22 protein-coding genes are annotated in these 18,068 nt (G+C 65.7%); 10 read left to right on the top strand and 12 right to left on the bottom strand.

Annotation, left to right across the window (positions count from 1 at the left end):
• Positions 1-7: 7 nt before the first annotated feature.
• Positions 8-1,228: a DUF1501 domain-containing protein gene (locus AC4HIX_RS05190; RefSeq protein ID WP_490398161.1), complete on the top strand. Its 1,221-nt coding sequence runs from the start codon at positions 8-10 to the stop codon at positions 1,226-1,228.
• 607 nt (positions 1,229-1,835) lie between these two features.
• Here the strand turns inward: AC4HIX_RS05190 and AC4HIX_RS05185 are convergent.
• Both AC4HIX_RS05185 and AC4HIX_RS05180 read right to left on the bottom strand, forming a co-directional pair.
• The gene (locus tag AC4HIX_RS05185; protein WP_475050714.1) at positions 1,836-1,976 is read right to left on the bottom strand and encodes a hypothetical protein; all 141 of its coding nucleotides are present in this window, start codon (positions 1,974-1,976) and stop codon (positions 1,836-1,838) included.
• 1 nt (position 1,977) lies between these two features.
• Complete coding sequence (locus AC4HIX_RS05180; RefSeq protein WP_490398160.1) at positions 1,978-2,697, bottom strand: response regulator; 720 nt, start codon at positions 2,695-2,697, stop codon at positions 1,978-1,980.
• Positions 2,698-2,873: 176 nt separating this feature from the next.
• On the opposite strand from AC4HIX_RS05180, the gene mce reads away from it, so the two are divergent.
• Positions 2,874-3,278: a methylmalonyl-CoA epimerase gene (gene mce / locus AC4HIX_RS05175; RefSeq protein WP_008557322.1), complete on the top strand. Its 405-nt coding sequence runs from the start codon at positions 2,874-2,876 to the stop codon at positions 3,276-3,278.
• 56 nt (positions 3,279-3,334) lie between these two features.
• Positions 3,335-3,610, top strand: coding sequence for a DUF1467 family protein (locus tag AC4HIX_RS05170; RefSeq protein ID WP_490398159.1), 276 nt, complete (start codon positions 3,335-3,337; stop codon positions 3,608-3,610).
• Positions 3,611-3,928: 318 nt separating this feature from the next.
• Here AC4HIX_RS05170 and AC4HIX_RS05165 read toward each other — a convergent pair whose 3' ends face one another.
• Positions 3,929-4,618 (bottom strand): EI24 domain-containing protein, encoded by a 690-nt coding sequence (locus AC4HIX_RS05165; protein ID WP_475050721.1) that lies wholly within the window; start codon positions 4,616-4,618, stop codon positions 3,929-3,931.
• Positions 4,615-5,193: a nitroreductase family protein gene (locus tag AC4HIX_RS05160; RefSeq protein WP_490398158.1), complete on the bottom strand. Its 579-nt coding sequence runs from the start codon at positions 5,191-5,193 to the stop codon at positions 4,615-4,617. Before AC4HIX_RS05160 ends, AC4HIX_RS05165 begins: the two co-directional genes overlap by 4 nt.
• A 191-nt stretch (positions 5,194-5,384) precedes the next feature.
• Here AC4HIX_RS05160 and AC4HIX_RS05155 point away from each other — a divergent pair, with 191 nt between their 5' ends.
• A complete protein-coding gene (locus tag AC4HIX_RS05155) occupies positions 5,385-5,666 on the top strand; it encodes a DUF167 domain-containing protein (protein WP_490398157.1) in 282 nt (93 codons plus the stop codon).
• Between the two features lie 3 nt (positions 5,667-5,669).
• On the opposite strand, the gene AC4HIX_RS05150 is transcribed toward AC4HIX_RS05155, so the two are convergent.
• Positions 5,670-5,918, bottom strand: coding sequence for a DUF8831 family protein (locus AC4HIX_RS05150; RefSeq protein WP_421054140.1), 249 nt, complete (start codon positions 5,916-5,918; stop codon positions 5,670-5,672).
• 151 nt (positions 5,919-6,069) lie between these two features.
• Here AC4HIX_RS05150 and AC4HIX_RS05145 point away from each other — a divergent pair, with 151 nt between their 5' ends.
• The 5 genes from AC4HIX_RS05145 (at position 6,070) to AC4HIX_RS05125 (ending at position 8,104) form a co-directional block, all read left to right on the top strand.
• Positions 6,070-6,783 (top strand): M48 family metalloprotease, encoded by a 714-nt coding sequence (locus AC4HIX_RS05145; protein WP_475050737.1) that lies wholly within the window; start codon positions 6,070-6,072, stop codon positions 6,781-6,783.
• A gap of 2 nt (positions 6,784-6,785) precedes the next feature.
• Positions 6,786-7,178: a YigZ family protein gene (locus tag AC4HIX_RS05140; protein ID WP_490398156.1), complete on the top strand. Its 393-nt coding sequence runs from the start codon at positions 6,786-6,788 to the stop codon at positions 7,176-7,178.
• Positions 7,179-7,264: 86 nt separating this feature from the next.
• A complete protein-coding gene (locus AC4HIX_RS05135) occupies positions 7,265-7,528 on the top strand; it encodes a DUF6455 family protein (RefSeq protein WP_490398155.1) in 264 nt (87 codons plus the stop codon).
• Positions 7,529-7,571: 43 nt separating this feature from the next.
• A complete protein-coding gene (locus tag AC4HIX_RS05130; protein ID WP_475050743.1) occupies positions 7,572-7,829 on the top strand; it encodes a DUF6455 family protein in 258 nt (85 codons plus the stop codon).
• Positions 7,829-8,104 (top strand): DUF6455 family protein, encoded by a 276-nt coding sequence (locus AC4HIX_RS05125; protein ID WP_490398154.1) that lies wholly within the window; start codon positions 7,829-7,831, stop codon positions 8,102-8,104. The genes AC4HIX_RS05130 and AC4HIX_RS05125 overlap by 1 nt, the downstream gene beginning before the upstream one ends.
• A 75-nt stretch (positions 8,105-8,179) precedes the next feature.
• Here the strand turns inward: AC4HIX_RS05125 and AC4HIX_RS05120 are convergent, their stop codons facing one another.
• From AC4HIX_RS05120 to rimO, 3 genes are all read right to left on the bottom strand, one after another.
• Entirely contained in the window at positions 8,180-8,422 is a 243-nt protein-coding gene (locus AC4HIX_RS05120; protein ID WP_490398153.1) for a CDGSH iron-sulfur domain-containing protein, read from the bottom strand.
• Positions 8,423-8,595: 173 nt separating this feature from the next.
• Positions 8,596-9,126, bottom strand: a complete 531-nt coding sequence (locus AC4HIX_RS05115; RefSeq protein WP_490398152.1) for a hypothetical protein — start codon at positions 9,124-9,126, stop codon at positions 8,596-8,598.
• Positions 9,127-9,146: 20 nt separating this feature from the next.
• A complete protein-coding gene (gene rimO, locus AC4HIX_RS05110) occupies positions 9,147-10,565 on the bottom strand; it encodes a 30S ribosomal protein S12 methylthiotransferase RimO (RefSeq protein ID WP_490398151.1) in 1,419 nt (472 codons plus the stop codon).
• Between the two features lie 461 nt (positions 10,566-11,026).
• Here rimO and AC4HIX_RS05105 point away from each other — a divergent pair, with 461 nt between their 5' ends.
• Entirely contained in the window at positions 11,027-12,940 is a 1,914-nt protein-coding gene (locus tag AC4HIX_RS05105) for an AsmA family protein (RefSeq protein ID WP_490398150.1), read from the top strand.
• Positions 12,941-13,148: 208 nt separating this feature from the next.
• Here the strand turns inward: AC4HIX_RS05105 and AC4HIX_RS05100 are convergent, their stop codons facing one another.
• From AC4HIX_RS05100 to AC4HIX_RS05085, 4 genes are read right to left on the bottom strand one after another with little or no spacing between them, the layout of a single operon-like run.
• Complete coding sequence (locus tag AC4HIX_RS05100; RefSeq protein ID WP_490398149.1) at positions 13,149-14,645, bottom strand: phosphomannomutase/phosphoglucomutase; 1,497 nt, start codon at positions 14,643-14,645, stop codon at positions 13,149-13,151.
• Between the two features lie 21 nt (positions 14,646-14,666).
• Positions 14,667-15,500 (bottom strand): 3-deoxy-8-phosphooctulonate synthase, encoded by an 834-nt coding sequence (gene kdsA / locus AC4HIX_RS05095; protein ID WP_490398148.1) that lies wholly within the window; start codon positions 15,498-15,500, stop codon positions 14,667-14,669.
• A 15-nt stretch (positions 15,501-15,515) separates the two neighbouring features.
• Entirely contained in the window at positions 15,516-17,207 is a 1,692-nt protein-coding gene (locus AC4HIX_RS05090) for a KpsE/RkpR family capsule polysaccharide export protein (RefSeq protein WP_490398147.1), read from the bottom strand.
• Entirely contained in the window at positions 17,185-17,844 is a 660-nt protein-coding gene (locus AC4HIX_RS05085) for an ABC transporter ATP-binding protein (RefSeq protein WP_475050764.1), read from the bottom strand. Before AC4HIX_RS05085 ends, AC4HIX_RS05090 begins: the two co-directional genes overlap by 23 nt.
• Between the last annotated feature and the right edge of the window lie 224 nt (positions 17,845-18,068).

Raw genomic sequence — 18,068 nt, 5'->3', positions numbered from 1 at the left:
CCATCCGATGCAGCTGACCCGCCGATCTCTCCTGACCCGCTCCGCCCTGCTGGGCTGTTCGCTGGCGGCCAGCCCGCTGGTCACGCCAGTCAGTTTTGCGGCCGCCCCCTGGGACACGCGGCTTGTGGTGATTATCCTGCGCGGCGGCATGGACGCGCTGGATGTGGTGCAGCCCTATGGCGACCCGGATTTTGCCGGGCTGCGGCAGACCTTGTCGGGCGGGCCCGCCGCCGGGGCTGCCGATCTTGACGGCTTTTACGCCCTGCACCCGGCGCTGGCGCCGCTGCTGCCGCTGTGGCGCAAGGGCGAGCTTGGGTTCGTGCACGCGGTCTCCACACCCTATCGCGACCGGCGCAGCCACTTCGACGGGCAGGACCTGCTGGAGGCGGGCACCGCCGGGCTGGGCGAGGCGCGGGACGGCTGGCTGAACCGGCTGCTGCAGCAGACGCCGGGGACGGATGCGCGCACCGCCTTTGCCATCGGCCAGGAGCGGATGCTGCTGCTGGAGGGTGCTGCGCCGGTGTCGCAATGGGCGCCCGGGGCCGGGCTGGCGATGAGCCCGCAGGCGGAGCGGCTGGCGGCGCTTTTGATGGAGGACGACCCGCTGTTCCACGCGGCGCTGAACGAGGCGCTGGAGCTGACCCGTCAGGACATGTCCCTGGGTCTTGAAGATGGCGGCGGCGGCAGCGCGGACAGCGGCATGATGGAGATGATGAAGACGCCGAAGGGCAAGGCGCATACCGCCATTGCCGCCTATGCCGCCGAACAGCTGCGGGGCGACAGCCGGATTGCGGCGTTCTCGATCAACGGCTGGGACACGCATTACCGCCAGGCGGGCGGTCTGAAGGCAGCGCTGGGGCGGCTGGCCGATACGGTTCTGGAGCTGCGCCGCGGCGTAGGGCCGGAGATATGGGGCAAGACCGCTGTTGCGGCGGTGACAGAATTCGGGCGCACCGTGCGGGAGAACGGCACCGGCGGCACCGACCACGGCACTGGCGGCGCGATGCTGCTGGCGGGCGGCGCTGTCCGCGGCGGCCGGGTGCTGGGGCGCTGGCCGGGGCTGGCGGAGGCCGACCTTTATGACCGGCGCGACCTGATGCCGACCGCGGATGTGCGCCGCTACCTCGCCTGGCTGCTGCACGGGCTTGCAGGCGCGCAGAGAAGCGGGCTTGAAGCGGCAGTGTTCCCGGGGCTTGCGATGGAGGACGATCCGGGACTGCTGCTGTAGCGGCCGGTTGCCGGGTCTTCCCGCGCCGCTGACAAAGGTGACCCGCTCCGGCTGCGGGCGTGTACTCCGCTGCCCGGTGCGTCCGGCATAGCAGCCGGCTGCTCCCGCCCGCTCAGATCATTCGCGGAATGACCTGAGCCGTTGGGCCCGGCCCCGCCGGCGGGGGGGCCGGGCCCCAGCCCGCCAAGCGGTGCGGCCTTGGCCGCGCTGCCGCGGGCGCGGGAGAGGACCGGAAAGGGCTGGCTGAAAGATCGCTCAGACGGCGCGTGATCTGCTGGCAGAGATGGGCAGCGGACGCGGGGCCGCAACCACCTGCGCGCAATCCAATCGGAGGAAGCGGCGACGTAGCGGGCGTTTGGCTGGACTTAGGGTCTCAGGACGTCACCATGCTGCCGGAGAATCGAACTGCCGGTTCGCCTGCGTTGCTGCAGGGGCGGGGCATGGAACGGGACGTCTGGGCTGACGATCCGGGGTTTGCTGGGGACCAAGGCGGCGCAGGGGGAAAACCGGGACGCCAGCGCCAGGGGCGCTTTGTTGCATCGGCAACTGCGTGGCAATTTGAACCGCAGCCGGCAGAGCCAGCGAAAGCCCGGCGGGCGGATCCCGGTCAGCGGTTTGGCTGACTGATAATCAGCGGGCGGTTGTCCGTCTGACCGCGGTTGCGGCGGATTGCCCGCGCGTCGAGCCGGGTCTGCCCGTACAGCACGATGACCAGCGTGGCGAGCGTGATCAGGAAAACCTCTGCCATGTCAGATCGCCGCGCGGCGGTCGAGCCGTTCCTGAACCAGGCCGGCCAGTGCGGCGGTATCCTGCGAAAGCGGCTTGCCTTTTTGCCGGGCGCTGTCCAGCCGGTCCGCCGCATCCGCAAGCGGCCGGTCGCCGGCGCTGCGGGCGACGCCGCCCAGGAATTGCGCCAGATAGGCCAGGGTTTTTTCTTCCTGCGACATGCTGAGCACGTCCGCGGCGTGCGCCATGTCGTCCCGGTAAGCTAGCAAATCCGGCTCTACCGTCTCGTCATCCAGGGCGCGCGGGCCGGCCAGCTGGCGGTCGGCGGGAAGGTTCGACAGAATCGCCTGCTGGAAGGCGGCCAGCGATGTGATCGGCTTTTCCAGGAAGCCGGCAGCGCCGGCCTCAATCGCAGCGGCTTCCAGCGTGGGGTCGCCGGAGGTGGCCAGGATCACGCTGGGGCGCGGGCTGGCCCCCGCCAGTTCGCGGATGAGATCGAGACCGGAGCCATCCGGCAGCCCGACATCGGCAATCAGCACGGAGGGGCGGTAGACCTGCAGGTGGCGGCGGGCGGATTTCAGGCAATCGGCCCGGCGGATGCGGGCACCGCTGCGCAGGCAGAGGAGCCGCAGCGCCTCGCAGGCAAAGCGGCTGTCCTCGACAACCAGAATGGTCAGCCCCAGCAGCGGGCGCCGGGTGGTGGGCAGGCGTTGAGCGGCAGCAAACAGTTCCGAATCGTCCATAACGTATCCTCCTTGCGGGATATGGACCGACGCTAGGAACTCTAGGCTAACACCCGGTTAACAGCGCGTGCGCTGCCGCGTCCGGAGGCCCCCGTGCGCAATGGCGCACTTGCCGCGGCGCAGCATCCGCCGCATAACCGGATGCGAGGAAAGATTGTGAGAGGAGCACACCAAATATGATTGGCCGTCTGAACCATGTTGCCATTGCTGTCCCGGACCTGGAGGCAGCCTCGGCCCAGTACCGCAACGCGCTGGGCGCCAAGGTAGGGGAGCCGCAGGATGAGCCGGATCACGGGGTGACCGTGGTGTTCATCGAACTGCCCAACACCAAGATCGAGCTGCTGTATCCCCTGGGGGAGAACTCGCCGATCAACGGCTTCCTTGAGAAGAACCCGGCAGGCGGCATCCACCATGTCTGTTATGAGGTGGAGGACATCCTGGCGGCGCGTGACCATCTGAAGGCGCAAGGCGCGCGGGTGCTGGGCACGGGCGAGCCGAAGATCGGCGCGCATGGCAAGCCGGTGCTGTTCCTGCATCCCAAGGATTTCAACGGCTGCCTAGTGGAACTCGAGGAAGTTTGACGCTATGAGCGTCCTGCCCCGGCTGCGGGGCAGGGCAAAGCAGAGGAGCCGGAGCCATGGGCATTACATCAGCGATCGTATTGTATGCGGTGATCTGGTTCATGACCTTTCTGGTGGTTATTCCGATCCGGCTGGAAACCCAGGGCGACAAGGGCGACGTGGTGCCGGGCACCCATGCGGGCGCGCCCGAGAACCATTACCTGAAGCAGAAAGCCTGGATCACCACCGGGGTGGCTGCGGTGATCTGGGCGATTGTTGCCGGCATCATCTTTTCCGGCGTGATCTCGGTGCGGGACTTCGACTGGATGGGGATGCTGCCCGAGCGGGAGTGAGGCCGCCGGTCTCTTTTTCTAAAATGGAAGAAGTTCTCCCGCCCGGCCGGGAGGCATTGGCATGCCTGCGTGCCGGTTGGGCGTGGCGCCGCGCTGGGGCGCGGCGCGGTTGCGGCCAGCCCAGGCGGGCTGGGGCGGGGCAGGGTTCCGGTTTTGATGTTGGAAAGCTTGCTGAGAAGCGCTTGAGGGGCAGGTCTGCCCCTCAAGGCGCCTATTCCAGTGTATTCCGTCCTCCGCCGCGTCAAGGCTGAACCGCGCGTGCCGCGCGGCGGCTCAAGCCGGCCTTGACCCGGCTGCGGCCGGGGCGCGCGGCCCGTCTTATCTGCGGGCCAGCGCGTGGTAGAGGTGGGTGAAGGTTGCGGCCCCCAGGATCGGGACCACCAGGTTCACCAGCGGCACCGACAGCGGCATCGCCATCAGCGTGCCGGCCGCCCAGATCGTGGTGGCATGGCGGCGGCGCAGCTTCTTTGCCTCTGCCGTGCCCACCCGGCGGGCGGCGGCGAGGGTGAAATATTCACGCCCCAGCAAAAAGCCGTTCAGCCCCCAGAAGATGAACACCGCCGCAGGCGGAAACAGCACATAGAGGAACAGCGCCAGGATATTGGCCCCGATCAGCAGGCCGAGGAAATTCACCGTGTCCTTGACCGCATCCCAGAACGGCACCTTGGCCGCGGGCGGCAGGGCGGGGTAGTGCTTGTCCTCCACCGCCTGCGCCACCTCGTCCAGGAACATCGAGGTGATCGCCGAGGCTACCGGCACCATCAGGAAGACGGACAGCAGCAGCATGAGGAGCAGCGAGCCGATGGACAGAAGATCATCGAGCCAGGTGATCTCGCCCAGCACCGGCACCGTCGCTTCGGGGCCGACCAGCCATTGGATCAGCACCAGAAAGCCCGCGTAGGCGGCGATCAGCAGGGCGACGGTCAGGCCCAGGCCCAGAAACAGCACCTTGCGGAAGCGCGGATCGCCGGTCTGGCCAAGGGTCTTGAAAAAGGCGGTAAAGATCATGCGCTCATCCAGGTGGTGATTGCGTCAAGGTCCGGGCGCGGGCGCTCGGGCGGGGCGGTGCTTTCGGTGGCGATGTGGATGAGGCCGGCAATGCGCTCATTCTCTGCCAGGCCAAAGGCGGCCTCGCAGAAGCCGCGGTCATGGCTGGCCCAGCCGCTGAGCCAGTTGGCGCCCCAGCCGGCCGCCAGCGCCGCGTTGAGCAGCGACAGGCACACCGCGCCGGCGGAGTAGCTTTGCTCGATGGCGGGCACCTTGGGGCTGTCGGTCTGCACCTCGACCACCGCAACGGCAAGCTGGCCCAGGTCGAACTGGCTGCGGCCCTTGGCGATGTCCTCGGGGCTTTTGCCCAGCCGGGTGCCGGTGTCCTCGCACAGGGCGGCCAGCCGTGCCATGGCGGGCTTTTCCACCACGATAAAGCGCCAGGGCTCCAGCTTGCCGTGATCCGGCGTGCGGGCGGCGGCGGTCAGGATCGGCCGCAGCTCCTCGCGCGTGGGGGCCGGGGCCACCAGCGTTTTGGCCGGGCGCGAGCGGCGCGACAGCAGGAATTCAAGGGCAGCGTCATTGCGTGCGGGCATATGTGAAACCTTTTTACATCTGTTGCTGCCTATCTCGGCAGGCATGGGCGTTTTTTCAAGAGCCAACGGGCCTTGCGCGCTGCATCTGTGCTGCAGAGGCAGCAGGGCTGGGTTTCGCTGCTGGGGTGATAGCTGCGCCGGGCGGCCAAAGTCTATGGCTTTTGCCGCCTGCACAGGGCATGTGTGGCCATATGGGAAAGCCAAAGAAGAAAGACCTGCCGGATCTGAGCCATCTGCGCATGCCGGGAACGGAAATTCCGGTGCGGGCCGCGCCGAAGGCGGCGCGCAATTCAATCGTGCAGGCTGAGGGTGTGCTGAAAATCTCCGTCACCGCAGCCCCGGAGAACGGCAAGGCGAATGAGGCGATCCGCCAGCTGCTGGCAACGGCCATGGGAACGGCCCCCTCGGGCCTGGAGCTGCGCCGCGGCGCAGCCTCGCGCGACAAGGTCTTTGTCTATCAGGGAGCGGGCTGACGCCTAGTCTTCCCCGTCTTCGCCGCCCACCAGGCGGTAGACCCCTTCGGGCAGGTCCAGCGCCGCCGCCAGGTCGCGCACCTGAAGATGCGACAGGGTGATTTTCTGCACGCTGTCGGTGCGCGGGTCGTATTGTTCGACCGTGACGCATTCTGCAAAGGAATTTATGGTCACATCCTCGGCAAGGGGGGCGCCGCCCTCATCCACCAGGGTGATAACCGTCGAGTCGAATTCATGTTCGATTGTAAACATGGAACCAGCCTGCCACTGCGGCCTGCCTGCTGGCAAGACCTTGCAAACATTCGCTATCGTACCAATGTAACGGCAATCTTCCGCCGCCGCCGCAATTGCTATCCCCCGGGCTTGCGCGGTATGTTGGCGGCGAATTGCAAAAGGATCTGCCATGCGCCGTTTTCTGTGTCTGTTTGCCCTTGCTGTCAGCGCCTGTAATGTGGCGATTGAGCCCGCCTCGCAGTCCGCGCCGGTCGTTCAGGCGCCGCGGGTGCAGGGGATGGCCCCCGGCGAGGCGCGCAACGCATTTGCCTCCGTGTCGCGGCGGGTGGAGCCGGTGGCTGAGCGCGAGTGCCGCAGCCGCACCCAGGGGCTGAACTGCGATTTCCTGATCCGCATTGACCCCAACCCGAACGCAGCACCCAACGCCTACCAGAGCCTCGACCGCAATGGCCGCCCGGTGATCACCTTCACCCAGCGGATGCTGGGGCAGATCGCCAACCATGACGAGCTTGCCTTTGTCATGTCGCATGAGGCCGCCCACCACATCCGCGGCCACCTGGCACGTCAGGCGCAGAACTCTGCACTGGTGAGCGCCGGCGCCGGCCTGATCACCGCACTGGCGGGTGGCGGATCGTCCAGCGTTTCGACAGCGCAGGACCTTGGCGGCTTTGTCGGCGCGCGCACCTATTCCAAGGATTTTGAGCTGGAGGCGGATGAACTGGGCACCATCATTACCCATAAATCCGGTTACCGCCCCAGCATCGGCGTGCGCTTCTTCAACCGGCTGCCGGATCCCGGCGACCGTTTCCTGGGCACGCACCCCGCCAACCCCGACCGGGTGCGGGTGGTGCAGGCAACCATCGACCGCTATGGGCTGAACTGAGCATGGCCTCTAGGGGACAGGCCGCGCCTGAGCTGACGATGCTGGGCGTGGTCCTGACCGACCGCGGCTCGCGCTATGCGGTGACTGGCGCGCCGGCCGCCTCGCGCGAGGAGGTGGATGCTGTTCTGGCAGAGCTGAAATCCGACCGGTCCTATGCCAAGGCAACCCATAACACCTGGGCGGCGATGCTGCCCGCGGGCGGGCTCAAGGCCGATGACGGCGAGTCCGGGGCGGGGATGGTGATCCTGCGGATGATGGAGCGCGAGGGCCTCAAGGATCACGTTATCATCGTAACGCGCTGGTACGGCGGCAAGAAGCTGGGCGGCGACCGCTTCCGCCGGGTGCAGGATGCGGTGCGAGCCTATCTCGACCACCTTGGCGCGAAAACGTTATAATTTCTATCCCGTTTGACCTGAGTCAAATTCTCCCTCCGCGCCCGCGGCTAAGCTGCACCCGGAATAAATGATTCCGGGAGAGCGCGATGACCACCCATGCTGACCTGAAGAAGCACGCCGAGCTGTTTGACCGGATGGCCGAAACCGTCGGCCTGGATCTGGAAGAAGAGGCGGTGGCGGGCACCCTGCGGTTCGACGAGATCGCCGAGGCGGTGCTGCGCTGCACGCGTTGCGGCGGCGTCGGCGCCTGCCGCAAATGGCTGGCCGAGGGCCTGCGCCCCGGGGCAGACGCCCCGGATTTCTGCCGCAACCGCGACCTGCTCGGCTACCTGAACGAGCAGCAGGCCTGATACGCCCCGGCGCTTGGCCCGGAATTCAATAGGAGTTCAAGAGATGCAGCCATTGGGGGATCCCCTTTACCATCTGCGGCTGATGACCCGGATGGGCGACACCGCAGGTGCCGATCTGACCGGCGCCTTCGCAGCAGGCAAGATCAGCCACGAGGACTGGGCCGCCATGATCACCCGCTGCCGCGGCTGCGCGGTGCCGGATCAATGCGAGGCCTTCCTGGCCGCCCATGAGCGCGCGGACGCGCCGATGCCAGGCTGCCGCAATGCGGACGCGCTGATGCAGCTGAAGGACCTCGCCTGATGAAGGACATGACAGCGGAGGCCGAGGGTCTGGGCAATATCTTCCGCCACATGTGGCTGCTGCGCGCGGTGGCAGAGGCGGCGGGCATCGACCTGGACCGCGAAATGAAGGCCGGACGGCTGAACGGGCTGGACTACGCCCGGATGGTGACCTCCTGCCGCGGCGCGGGCTGCAGCAAGTCCTGCGCCCTGTGGATCTCGTCGCGCCGCGATGACACGCCCGCGGTGCCGGACTTCTGCCCCAGCGCAGACCTGTTCAAGCGGCTGATGCCCTGACCCCGTAACAGACCCGCCCCGCAAGCCCGGCTTGCGTGGCGGTCTGCTGCTGTTCGGGCGCTCAGGCCTGATCCCCTACAGTTTTGAATGCGTGCCGTCGCACAGCGGCTTCTTCCCCGAATGCTTGCAGCCGCAGAAGAACACCTTGCCGTCTTTCTCTGCCTTGTATTTCACCGGCTCGAACTCCGTGTCCTTGTGCGAGCCATCGCAGAACGGCTGCCGCGAGGACTTGCCGCAGGCGCACCAGAAGTAAGTCTTTCCCTCCGTCACCTCGACGGGGAAGGGGGCTTTCTGGGCGATGTCCGGTGTCTCTGTCATGGCTGGGGGCTCTCCCTGGCTTGTTGCGGTTGGGGAAGAGCGTAGCAGGGATTTGCCGCGAGGGGAGGAGTAAACCCAAAGCCCGCGCAAAGCGCGGGCAGTGCCCGACCCTCACGTCAAGCCGTAGGTTTGCCTACGGCAAAACGGAGAGGGCGCTTCGCACCCGCGCAGGGTCAGGCGCTAGGAAGGCGTGCGGCTTCCTCGGTCTCGTTTTCTACGGGGCGAGCCGAAAATAAGCACAACTCCAGAAACCGCAGATTGCTGTACTTTGTCGGGTTCTTGCGCGACTGGGCCTCAACACGCATGAACTCCGAATAATCCTGATACACATCGCGTCGATTATGCTGGTCACTGCGTGGCAAACCAAAATGCAACGCGACACGGCTGTCCCAAATTGGCCAGACATCGGGAGCGAGAAAGTGGAACATTTTGGACGTTCCAACCCAAGAATTATTTAGCGTTGGCTTTTCTGGGAGGAAACCGCCGCGGATGTCCTCAACACAAAGGCCGTCCAAATTGTATGACTTCAGGATTGTCGGCATCCAGCCATAAACGGCGTGTGCCAAGACGAGCATGCCTGCCTTGTCATGAACTTCCGAACCGAAAGCCAGCAATGCATCGTACCCAACGCTATAGCTCTCAGAGTTTCCTTTGTTGGTGTCCCAATCAGAGATAAAAGGCTGGAGTTCGATCGGCTGAAACATGACTGAATTCGAACTTTCACCTAGTAGGATCTAACGCCCCACAGGTCATATTCCCCGGCCTCGTCGACCTCGACCGTCACCAGATCACCGGCCTGCAGGCCCTCTGTCCCCTCATCAATGAACAGGTTGCCGTCGATCTCGGGCGCGTCGGCCTTGGTGCGGCAGGTGGCGATGCCGTCTTCGTCGATGTCATCGACTATCACCTGCATAGTCTGGCCGACCTTGGCCGCCAGCTTGGCCTCGGAAATCGCCTGCGCCTTCTCCATGAACCGCTCCCAGCGCTCCTGCTTCACCTCTTCCGGAACGTGGTCCGGCAGGTCGTTGGACCGCGCGCCGTCGACGTTTTCGTATTTAAAACAACCCACCCGGTCCAGCTGCGCCTCGTCCATCCAGTCGAGCAGGTGCTGGAATTCGGCCTCGGTCTCGCCGGGGAAGCCGACGATGAAGGTGGAGCGCAGGGTGATGTCCGGGCAGGTCGCGCGCCAGGCGCGGATCTCGTCCAGCGTTTTGGCCGCCGCCGCGGGCCGCGCCATGCGGCGCAGCACATCCGGGTGGGCGTGCTGGAAGGGGATGTCCAGGTAGGGCAGCAGCGCGTTCTCGGGGTCCGCCATCAGCGGGATCAGCTCGCGCACATGCGGGTAGGGGTAGACATAGTGCAGCCGCACCCACAGCTCATCCGCCGGGGCCAGCCTGCCCAGCTCGCGGGAGAGGTCCTGGATATGGCTGCGCACGTCGGCGCCTTTCCAGGGATGCGCGGAGTATTTTCGGTCCAGCCCATAGGCAGAGGTGTCCTGCGAAATCACCAGCAGTTCGCGCACCCCGGCCTCGACCAATTTCTCCGCCTCGCGCAGCACCGCGTGGACCGGGCGCGACGCCAGCTTGCCGCGCATGTCCGGGATGATGCAGAACTTGCACTTGTGGTTGCAGCCCTCTGAAATCTTGAGATAGCTGAAGTGCCGCGGGGTGAGTTTCACACCGGCCGCGGGCAGCAGGTCCACGTAGGGGTTCGGAGAGGGCGGCACCGCGGAATGCACCGCGTCCAGCACCTGCTCATACTGGTGCGGGCCAGTGACCGCGTGGATGCGCGGGTGATGCTCGCGGATGTAGTCCGGCTCGGCGCCCAGGCAGCCGGTCACAATTACCTTGCCGTTTTCCTTCAGCGCCTCGCCGATGGCCTCCAGGCTCTCCGCCTTGGCGCTGTCGAGGAAGCCGCAGGTGTTGACGATCACCGCATCGGCGCCCGCGTAATCGGGCGAGATCCCATAGCCCTCCGCGCGCAGCCGGGTCAGGATGCGCTCGCTGTCCACCAGCGCCTTGGGGCAGCCGAGCGAGACCATGCCGAGGGTCGGCTGGCCGTCACGGGGCATCTCGCGGAACTGCGGTTCCGGAGCTAGGTCAGGGCGGAGGCTGGGCGGGTTGCTGGGCGGGGTACTGGTCATGCGCGCGCATATATCAGGAATGCGGCAGGAGGCAAGGAAAACGGGGTGCCAGGCGTGCACCCCCTGTACACCGCCTGTGCACCCCCCTGTGCACCAGGGGCTGCATTTTCCCCTTGCCCGGACGATAGGCCGGGCAGCGCCTGACCTTCCCCCTGGGAAGGCGCTTTGCACCTCCCCAAGGTCAGGCGCTGCCCTCCGTCAGGTGTGGAAGCCAGTGCGCCAAAGCCCTTAGCCTGCGGCAAAAGCGATTTGCATGACGAGAGCGATTGATGCGTGCGAGGTTGAAGCGCTGGCCCTTGTCATCCCGAAGCCTGGCTGAAGCCTGTCCTCGCGGCCCCTGCTGCATTGTGATGACGCTTTATGTTGGCAGGGGGCTTCCTGCATTGCGCACCTCTCCGCAAAAGGTAAGCTGGGGAAAAGACCCTCGGGGAACAGGGGGACAAGGCATGAGGAGTGGGCCGATGAAGCTGATAATCCGGGTCGTGATGGCGCTGGTTCTGACGGTGGTGCTGCTGGCGGGGCTGGTCTTGCTGCTGCCGGGCGAGAAGGTCGCGCGGCTGGCCGCCGATCAGCTGGAGGCGCAGACCGGGCGGCAGCTGGGGCTTGGCGGCAAGGTGAGCTTTACCTTCTGGCCGACGCTGGGGGTCAAGGCGGATGCGGTGACGCTGTCCAATGCGGACTGGGCCGGGCCGGAGCCGATGCTGCGGGCAGAGCGGGTGACCATCGGCGTTGCGGCGGCGGATCTGCTGCAGGGCAATGTGCGGGTCACCGAGGTCTCTGCCATCCTGCCGCATCTGAACCTGGCCACCAACGCGGAAGGTGTTGGCAACTGGGTCTTTGGCAGCGGCGGGGCGGCAGCGGCCGGCACCGGGTCCGCGGGCAGCGCCGGGCAGTCCTTGCGGATCGAGGCGGTGGAGCTGACGGGGGCCTCCGTGCGCTACACGGCGCATGGGGAAGAGCCGGTGGAGATGAAGAACGCCGACCTCAGCCTGATGTGGCCGGAGCTTGACGGCACGGTGAACGCCAAGTTCACGCTGCGCCCGGCGGGCGAGCCGGTGGAGATCGACGCGGAGATCGGCACCTTTGCGGCGTTTCTGGCGGGCGAGGTGTCCTCGGTCGGCGCGACGGTGACGGCGCCCGGCGGCAAGGGGCGGTTTGATGGCCACGCGGGTATCAATGGCGAGGCCAGCGGGCGGCTGACTTTCGGGGCTGAGGATGCCTTGCAAACAGGGCTGGCGCTGGGGGTGTTCCTGCCCGACGCGCTGGCGCAGAAGGCGGTGCTTGGCGCCGATGTGACCTATACCGCCGACGGGCGCCTCTCGATGCGCGATCTGGCGGTGGAGCTGGGCAAGAACAAACTGACGGGTGCGGCGGATGTGGAGTTTGCCGGGCGCCCGCAGATCACCGCCCAGTTGCAGGGCAGGGCGCTCGATTTCGCCGGCCTCGGGGGGGCTGGCGGGCCGGACAGCCGCGGCGCGGCGGCGGACGGCTGGCCGAAGCAGCGCATCGACGCCTCGGCTCTGGGGCTGGCTGATGCCGGGGTGGATCTGACCTTTGACAGCCTTGATACCGGCAGTGTCAAACTGGGGCCAAGCCAGCTGAACCTGAGCCTCGAGCGCGAGCGTGCGGTGGTGAAATTCCTGCCGGCATCAATGTTCGGCGGCCAGGTGCAGGGGCAGGTTGTGGCGAACAACCGCGACGGCCTGTCGGTGGGCGGCAACCTCACCTTCACCGGTATCCGGCTGGAGCGCGCCCTGGGCGAGACCGCGGGCTACAGCCGCCTGAACGGCGAGGCGCTGGGCGGGCTGGAGTTCCTCGGCTCCGGCAATTCGGTGGACGCGATCATGCGGTCGCTGAGCGGCAAGGGCTGGCTGGAAGCGGGCAAGGGGTTCTTTACCGGCTTTGACCTGGAACAGCTGATGCGCTCCGGCGGCAATGGCGGCAGCACCGTGTTCGACCAGCTGACCGCAAGCTACACGATCGAGGGCGGCAACCTCAGAAACCAGGACCTGCTGGTGCTGCTCAAAGGGTTCCGCGCCGATGGCAAAGGGCGGATCGGGCTGGGTGCGCGCGACATCGACTATCTGTTCACACCGCAGCTGGTGCGGGCGGGGAGCGATCAGGTGCTGACCATTCCGGTTCGGATCACCGGTCCGTGGGAAGATCCGCACATCCGCCCGGATCTGAGCCAGGCGCTGCAGACGCGGGTGGATGAGGTGGAGCAAAGCGCCAAGGACCGGGTGCGCCAGAAGATCAGCGAGGAGCTGAACCTGACCCCGGAAACCGCCCCTGAGCAGGATCTGAACGACCTGCTGAAACAGCGCATCGAGCAGGAAGCCCGCGACCAGCTGTTGAAACTGCTCGGCGGCAACTGAGCGCCCCAGCCGCAAGCCGGGTCAAGGAGGGCCGAAGGCCCCCGGGCACAGCCCGGCGTGTCCTTGACGCGGCTGCAGGCGCCTTGCACTCGAATTGGCGCATTTAAGGGCAGACCTGCGCTTAAATCGCTTCCCAGAAAAAAAGCGCCCGCCGAAGGCGGGCGCGGATCGCCTGCGAAGCAGGCGAAATCCCTCATTTGCGCCGAACTCAGATGGTCTGGTCGTAATCGCCCACCAGCGGCTCGGTGCGGATCACCGCGTCGATGTCGGCAAAGATCGCCCGCATCTCGGCTTCGCTCTCGGAGCTTTCGCAGACCACCACCAGGTTCGGGGTGTTGGACGACGCCCGCACCAGCCCCCAGGAGCCGTTGTCCAGGATCACCCGGGCGCCGTTTACGGTGACGACTTCCTTGATTGCGCGGCCTGCCAGCTGTTCGCCCGCTTCGTGCTTGGCCACCAGCTTCTGCACCAGCCGCTCCAGCACGGTGTATTTCTCGGTGTCGGCGCAATAGGGCGACATGGTCGGGGTGGACCAGGTCTTGGGCAGCGCCTTCCTGAGGTCGGACATCGACTGGTCCGGGTTGCGGTCCAGCATCTTGCAGACCTCAACCGCCACCCGCATGCCGCAGTCGTAGCCGCGGCCAACGGGCTCAGCCAGGAAGTAGTGGCCGGATTTCTCGAAACCCGCCAGGGCGCCGATTTCCTTCACCCGCCGCTTCATGTGGCTGTGGCCGGTCTTCCAGTAGTCCGCCGTCACACCGTTCTTCTGCAGTTCCGGGTCGGAGGCAAACAGGCCGGTGGATTTCACATCCGCCACAAAGGTGGAGTTCGGGTACAGTTTCGACAGGTCGCGGGCCATGATCACGCCCACCTTGTCGGCAAAGATCTCCTCGCCCTCGTCGTCGACCACGCCGCAGCGGTCGCCGTCGCCGTCAAAGCCAAGCGCCAGATCGGCGCCGGAGGCCTTCACGCTGGCAGACATGTCGTGCAGCATTTCCATGGCTTCGGGGTTCGGGTTGTAGTGCGGGAAGGTGTAGTCCAGCTCGTTGTGGCTCTCCACCACCTCGACGCCGATGCGCTTGAACAGCTCCGGCGCAAAGGCCGATGCGGTGCCGTTGCCGGTAGCGCAGACCACCTTGAGCGGGCGGGACATTTTGAAATCGCCGGCCAGATCGTCGAGATAGGCTTCCTTGACGCCCTCCACGAACTCATAAGAGCCGCCGGGCGCGGGCTGGCCTTCGCCGTTCAGAACGATATCGCGCAGCTCTGCCATCTCATCGGGGCCGTGGGTCAGCGGGCGGTCAAAGCCCATCTTGACGCCGGTCCAGCCGTTCGGGTTGTGCGAGGCGGTGACCATGGCGACCGCGGGCACATCCAGATGGAACTGGGCGAAATAGGCCATCGGCGACAGTGCCGGGCCAATGTCCTTGACCTGAATACCGGCCTGCATCAGGCCCAGGATCAGGGCGTTCTTGATCGCCAGCGAATAGTCGCGGTAGTCGTTGCCGACCGCGATCACCGGTTCGATGCCGCGCTTGCGCATCTGGGTGCCAAGGCCGAGGCCCAGGGCGGTCATGCCGGGGAGGTTGATCTCCTCCGGGTACTTCCAGCGGGCGTCATATTCGCGAAAGCCGGTGGGCTTGATCATCGCGTCACGCAGAAAGCTCCAGGTGTTCGGGGTCACCTCAGGCTGCGGTTTGGTCATGTCTGAAATCTCTTTACTGGATCAAATACGGATGGGGTCGGCCTTGGCCAGCGCATCAAAGCGCATCAGGCTTTCGATCAGCTGCGGCATCTGGTCAAGGTAAATCATGTTCGGCCCGTCAGAGGGCGCGTTGTCGGGGTCCTGGTGGGTCTCGATGAAGACGGAGGCGATGCCGAGCGAGACAGCGGCGCGCGCCATCAGCGGGGCAAATTCGCGCTGGCCGCCGGTGGAGCCGCCCTTGCCGCCGGGCTGCTGGACGGAATGGGTGGCGTCCATCACCACCGGGTAGCCGCCCTGCGCCATCTGCGGCAGCGAGCGCATGTCGGCCACAAGCGTGTTGTAGCCGAAGGAGGTGCCGCGTTCGGTCAGCAGGATGTTCTGGTTGCCGGTGCTTTCCACCTTGGCGACCACATTGGCCATGTCCCAGGGCGCCAGGAACTGGCCCTTCTTGATGTTGACCGCCTTGCCGGTGTTGCCTGCGGCCAGCAGCATGTCGGTCTGGCGGCACAGGAAGGCGGGGATCTGCAGGATGTCCACGGCCTCGGCCGCGGCCGCGCATTGCGCCTCGGTGTGCACGTCGGTCAGCACCGGCACGCCGAATTCGCTGCGGATGGTGTCCAGAACCTTCAGCCCCTCGTCGATGCCAAGCCCGCGCTTGCCGGAGAGCGAGGTGCGGTTGGCCTTGTCGTAGGAGGCCTTGAACACGAATTGGGCGCCTGCCTTCTCGCAGGCCTCCTTGAGGGCGCCTGCGATCATCCGGGCGTGGTCCGCGGTTTCCAGCTGGCAGGGGCCGGCAATGATGGTCAGCGGACGGTCATTGCCGATGGTGAGGCCGGCGATATCGATGTTTTTCATGGGTACCCGATGGCTTTACGATGACACCTGCTCCCGCAGGATGGACGCGGTGAGCGAACACATCAGGTAGATACCGGAAAAGATCAGGAATGCCAAAACGGTATTCTCGAACTTGCGCGGATAGGAGGGTTCGTCGCTGGGCACCGGCTCCACCGCGGTGGTCAGGTAGCGGACCTGGCGGTTGGCCTCCAGCCGGGTGGTTTCCACTTGCTGCAAGGCCGATTGCAGCATCAGGTCGCGGGTGGCGAGGTCGGCCTGGGCCATCTGGATCTGGATGCGCAGGTTGGCAAGCGAGTTTTCGCCGGCCGAGGCATCGACCATCCGGTTGTTGAGGCTGCTGATCACCGCTTCCAGCCGCCGGATGTCGGCCTCGGCACCGCTGACCTTGGCCCGGTTGGGGCGGGCGTTGTCCTGCAAGGCGGCAAGTTCCAGCCGCTTCTCCTCCAGCTGGATTTCAAAGGTGCTGATCTGCTGGCGCAGGGAGGCGACCACGCCCTCAGGGTCCAGCACGGAACCCTGCTGCTGCAGCACCACCAGCCGCTGCTGCGCGGCGCGGCGCTGGGCCTCTGCATCTGCGAGGGCTGTTTCCGCTTCAGACATCTGGTCCGCGCGTTTCTGCTGCGACAGGTTGTTCACCTTTTCCTGCGCATAGGAAATCAGCTTGCGCGAAAACTCCGCTGCTGCTTCGGGGTCGGCAGCGGACACTTCCATCCGCACCACGCCCTCGGTCGGGTCATAGCCGATTTTCACGTTGCGGCTGTAGGTGGCATAGGCCTCCTCGTTGGTGGGGGCGCTCTCCAGCCGCTGGATCGGGTCCAGCCAGTCTTGCGTGAAATGCGCCTTGAAGCCCGCCTCCCGGTCGAGCCGCAGCATCGCCTCCTTGGACATCAGGTAGCTTTGCACCGCAATCGAGTCCTGGCTGGTGGCGAACTGGGTGCCGGACAGCAGCCCGCCGACGCCGCCGGCCGCGCTGTCGGCCTTGAGCACCAGAAATTCCGATTTCGACGAATACATCGGCGTGGCCACCGAATAGAAGTAATAGCCCGCGGCCAGGGTCGGCAGCAGCACGAAGAACGCCAGCCGCGCCGCCAGCAGCGACAGCTTGCGGCGGCGGCGCCGCGCGATATCTCGCTGAATTTCCTGGATTTCGCGGTTGCGCCGCTCAGCCGGGCTGAGCTCGGTCGAGGGCAGGGTGGTGTTGGCGGCGGGCACGGTCTGCGGCAGCTGCACAGAGCCCGGCGCGGGCGGGGTGCCTGCGGGCTGCGACTTGTTCTGGGGCACCACCAGTTCCAGCATATTGGTGCGCTGGAACGGGTCGATACCGCGCTCGCGCAGCATCCGCACCGCCTCAAAATCCGAGGTGGCGGGCAGGTTGTGCTTTTGCGCCATGCGCCGGGCCAGGCGCAGCTGGCGGCCGGTCAGCCCTTCGCGGCGGATCGCATCAATATCGGTTTCCAGTTTGGTTTCGCGCGCGGAACTGACCATGCCGGAGAGCGGCGTGCCGCCCGTCGCGGTGTTCTTGGCCGGCGCAGAGGAGGCCGCAGCGGGCCGGACGGCAGAGGCGGCGGCAGCCTGCTGGCCCGGCTGGGGCTGCCCGGCCGCTGCAGCAGCGCCCGGCGCCGCAGGAGAGGTGCCGGCATCGCGGGCCCCGGCCGCCGCAGTGCTGCGGCGGATGCGGAACTTCTTAGCTCTCGGTTTCGTAGTCATAGAGCTGTTTCGCTTCTTCCAAAGTGTCAAACATATGCAGCTGTCCCTGCAGCAGGACAGCCGCGGAACGGGCAAATTTCTCCAGCGTCTTGGCCTGGTGCGAGACGATGATAATGGTGGTGGTCTGCAAGCGCTCCTGCAGGATCTCGCCGGCCTTGCGGTTGAACTCCACGTCGGTGGTGCTCGGCATGCCTTCGTCGATCAGGTAGATGTCGAAATCCAGCGCCAGCATCAGCGAGAAGCTGAACCGCGCCCGCATACCCGCCGAATAGGTGCCGATCGGCTGGTCGAAATACTCCTTGAGGCCGCACAGCCAGCGGCAATAGGCCTCCACGTAATCCGGGTCCAGTCCGTAAAGCTTGGCAATGTAGCGGCTGTTTTCCATCGCCGACAGGCGGCTGATGACCCCGCCCATGAAGCCCAGCGGAAAGGAAATCTTGCAGTTGCGGCGGATCTCGCCCTCATCCGGCTTTTCCAGCCCGGCCATCATGTTGATCAGCGTGGTCTTGCCAGTGCCGTTCGGGGCCAGAACGCCCAGCGATTTGCCCGGCTCGACGCGGAACGACACGCGGTCAAGGATCACCTTGCGCTGGGTTCCCGTCCAGAAGGACTTGCTGACGTTTTCAAACTCAAGCATTGCTTGTTCCGGTACTGCCCGTGCGGCCCTGCGGCCGGCTCAATCTGCCTCGTCCTGCGCAGGCTTTCTTGCGTGCCCGCGTCTTCTTCCTATCAAAAGAGTGTTAATGGCATAGGTGGCGAATTTGACCTTATTATGTCGAATTGTGTCATAGATGTTCAACGAAGTTTTAACGAATTGAGCCGTCAGCGGGTGTCCCGGGCGGGTCTTTAAGGGCAAACCGG

The sequence above is a fragment of the Leisingera sp. genome, assembly GCF_982940295.1.
The sequence above is the reverse complement of the archived record's forward strand: the minus strand, read 5'-3'. Positions and strand labels throughout refer to the sequence as shown.